Raw genomic sequence first — 3205 nt, forward strand, 5'->3', positions numbered from 1 at the left:
TAATTATACGGTCTGGAGCACCGACGCGAACGGCAACTATACTGGAAACCTGACCGAGATCGTCTCCGGCGGCAGCAGCGCGCTTGAATCACTGGAGACGGTCTTTCACCAAGATCTGAACGGCGACGGAATAGGGGCGGAGCACACCGCGAGTGGTTTTGACTTCGCCTGGAAGACGCCGGGCGAGGATAATTATACGGTCTGGACCGACGCGAATGCAAATCTGACCAGGATTGTACCCGGGATCAGCCGCGCGCCGCAAACGCTTGACACCACATTCCACGGGCACTTACCCGGAGACGGCTCGGTTGGAATCCGCGCCGGCACCACCCTAGGACCGATACCATCGACCTCGAATTTCGACGGCCCCTCATGGGACAATAGTGCTCAAGTCGCGCGGGTCTCGCATCCAACCGCGCAAAGTTCTTTTCCGGTGTCTGACTCAGCGATCCAGGGATGGCAGGAAGCCGCAGCACAGCAGCAGGCGGTCAGCCTATTTGGTGAAATGTACGAGATTAGGTTGGATAGTCATATCGAGGGCTACATCATCCGCTAGCTGTAATCTCAGGCGAGCCTCGCGACTGATGGCTTGGCCGACATCGGCCATTGCAGCGATGATCCAGCTTGATATTCGACTGCTCCTTCTTTTTTTTGAAGGCGTCGCGCCCACACTATCACCCGCCGGCAAAAACTGTACTGCTTGCGCACCGGAATGATCGCCCGCTGCGTCTCCTAAACTGACGTCGCCACCCAATGGGCGATAATCCGTGCTGTCGGCTGCGGAACAGACCGAGCCGCCGCTCGCGATGATTCAGCCTTGTCCTCGTTGCCTCAGTTCCGCCGATGGCCGGCGCCGGTGAAGACCCAAATCCGTCGTACGGCTCGGGCTGCGTCCATTCTAAACCTAACGGTCCAAACCAACGAAGACTCCGGGACCACCCCATCATCCGGTAGGTGGCTCCTGAAAAGCGCTTACAGAGCCTCTGGAAACGCTGTGGGAGCAACGGGGCTGCGGGCCACCTCTTCCGAGGGAGTGCTCTCCGCTGCGATCTCGTCCAAATCTCTTGGGCACACGTACCAGAGCAGAAAAAGAAGTGCTCCCCCATGGCTCAGCAGAATCGTTGACAGCGGCACGTTCATGAAGACTTGCGGCAGCACGGCGGCGGACGTCAGAATAAAGGAGGGCTTCAGTCCGGCCGACGCCCTATTTGCGAGTGCGACGAGCAAACCGCAAGCGAATGCAGAGGCTGGAGCCAGGGTGACGCCGACTGAAGCTATACCTTCAGTGACGAAGAGCGAGCCATTCAGATTGCCAAGATGGTACTTGTTCGCCAAAACTACGCCCAATTGGTCCCGATAGGCGCAATCGGAAAACTTGAGCAACGATATCTGACAGAAATACGTGAGGTCGTGTTTCGAGAAATAGTCATTGTAAATGTCGAACATGCTCGCAGGTATCGCGAGCATGCGGAAATTCACCGTACCGAATATTACACCTGCCCCTCGATCCAAGAGCAACAAGAGAAGCAGGCCCGCGCTTACCGGGATCAGGAGCGACAGGATCACAACCGTTCGCGGTTTAAAGAATTCCAATAGGATAAGCAGGAACAGCAGCCACCCGGGCGTGAGCAAGGTGGATTTGTTCAGAGTGATCGGATAAAATAGACTTGCTACAATGAGGCAGGCGACCGCCTTCCAAAGTGCTCTCCTGCCGGCAAAACACGCAAACGCGAACGGCAGAAGCGTCGTCGAGGTCGCGCCTATCAAATAGTTTAACCATGTCGGATAGGCTATGTCGCGTTGCGCGCTATACATGTCCTGAAGTCCGACCAGCCTGAAGCCATATGTCGTTCCGATGCCGACGATAGTAGCCGCCAGCACTAGGATCGCCGTTGGAAGCGCGTGAAAGGCCTTTCTCGAGAGCTCATATGTCCGTGGAAGGGGAGCAGTTATCAGAACCGCGGGTATAAGAAAAGCAAGGAGGGATGCGACGGCGGAAAGGCGAGCCAGAGCGAGATCGTACTCGAAGTGCGAGAAATAACTCAGCCAGATGTAGCCCATGACGAGGTTATACAGATAGAAAGACACGAAGTAGCCGAAGCTGAATTCGCCGATGCTAAAGAAAAATGAAATGGCGGTCAGGACGCTGAGTGCGAGGGCAGCATGATGAAGGCTGAGTGGGTCGAAAAAGATATGGAATTCCGGATACCAGCCGGCCACGTAAATCAGCGAAGCGCAGCAAATCGCAGTGTAACCGAGAAGGAGCGCAGCAAGGCCGCCCTCAAGGTTCCTTGAAGCCGGTCGGCTGGCCAAATGTCGGCTCCTCAGCGTTCGCGGGGAAATCGGCGTGTCAACTTGCGTCAATGATGCGGCCGCGATGGGTTGAACCTTCCGGCCGTGTGAGCGAGCCCGACAGCAGCAAAAGCGACCAGGACCGAAATTACGAAAGCCATCGCGATCAGGCTCAAGCGGCGGTACGACGACGTAGCTGGCGTTATGGTCGTGTCGGAAATAGCAGGACGTCTGAACAGCTGGGCCTCCAGGCGGGTTTTCAGTTCCTCGGCGGTGGCGGCATCCTTTTCCCGCTGCAAGGCGGCATTCTGGGCCGTCAAATTCGAGCGCTCATTCATCGCGCTCATGGCCAGGTTGCCGACTGCAACTCTCTGTTCTCGCACCTCCCGAATCTTTAGTTCGCTGTCCAGGGCAGCCCTGGCGGACTGGTAGGTCTTCGAAAGCTCGCTTCTCAGGTTTTCGCTTTGATCCCAGAGATCGTCGATCAGGCCTCCGATGCTCTGAATCCTTTTTTCATTGACCGCGAGCTGCTTGGTCAAGTTCTCGGTCTTCTCGGTCGCTAGCAGGTGGACCTGTTCCGCCCGTTGACGTGCCGCATCAGCGGCCGGCATCACGTCCGCTATTATGGCCTTGGCAACGGTCTGCTGGAAGTTTCGGGCTATCTGTTCAGCGCTGCTGTCAATCGTGCTCGAGAGCACGACCGATTTGCCTGCTCCATCGTAACCAGAACCCAGCAAAGCGGTCACAACGGCCGGAGAAGCCGCCCCACTGCTTTGGAGTCGATCTATAGCGGCTGGGCCGTAGAGAGCTGGCCCCGGTTGTTTGGACAGCGCCCCGCTGGATTTAAGTGGATTCCTGCCGGGTTATGCTGAACGCGGGGCTTTACGGTTTTGTCGTTGCGTCGGGAGGGCGT

2 protein-coding genes and 1 pseudogene are annotated in these 3205 nt (G+C 56.9%); 1 reads left to right on the plus strand and 2 read right to left on the minus strand.

Annotated elements, in window-relative coordinates; translation table 11 throughout:
• Nucleotides 1–556: pseudogene (locus QJT78_RS49685) on the plus strand (hypothetical protein); the annotation flags it as partial.
• Between the two features lie 416 nt (nt 557–972).
• Here QJT78_RS49685 and QJT78_RS49690 read toward each other — a convergent pair.
• Nucleotides 973–2313 (minus strand): hypothetical protein, encoded by a 1341-nt coding sequence (locus QJT78_RS49690; protein ID WP_049808100.1) that lies wholly within the window; start codon nt 2311–2313, stop codon nt 973–975.
• Between the two features lie 47 nt (nt 2314–2360).
• A complete protein-coding gene (locus QJT78_RS49695; RefSeq protein ID WP_038952771.1) occupies nt 2361–3038 on the minus strand; it encodes a hypothetical protein in 678 nt (225 codons plus the stop codon).
• Nucleotides 3039–3205: the final 167 nt, after the last annotated feature.

It is taken from the genome of Bradyrhizobium sp. Mp27 (genome assembly GCF_029953005.1).
GTDB lineage: Bacteria > Pseudomonadota > Alphaproteobacteria > Rhizobiales > Xanthobacteraceae > Bradyrhizobium > Bradyrhizobium barranii.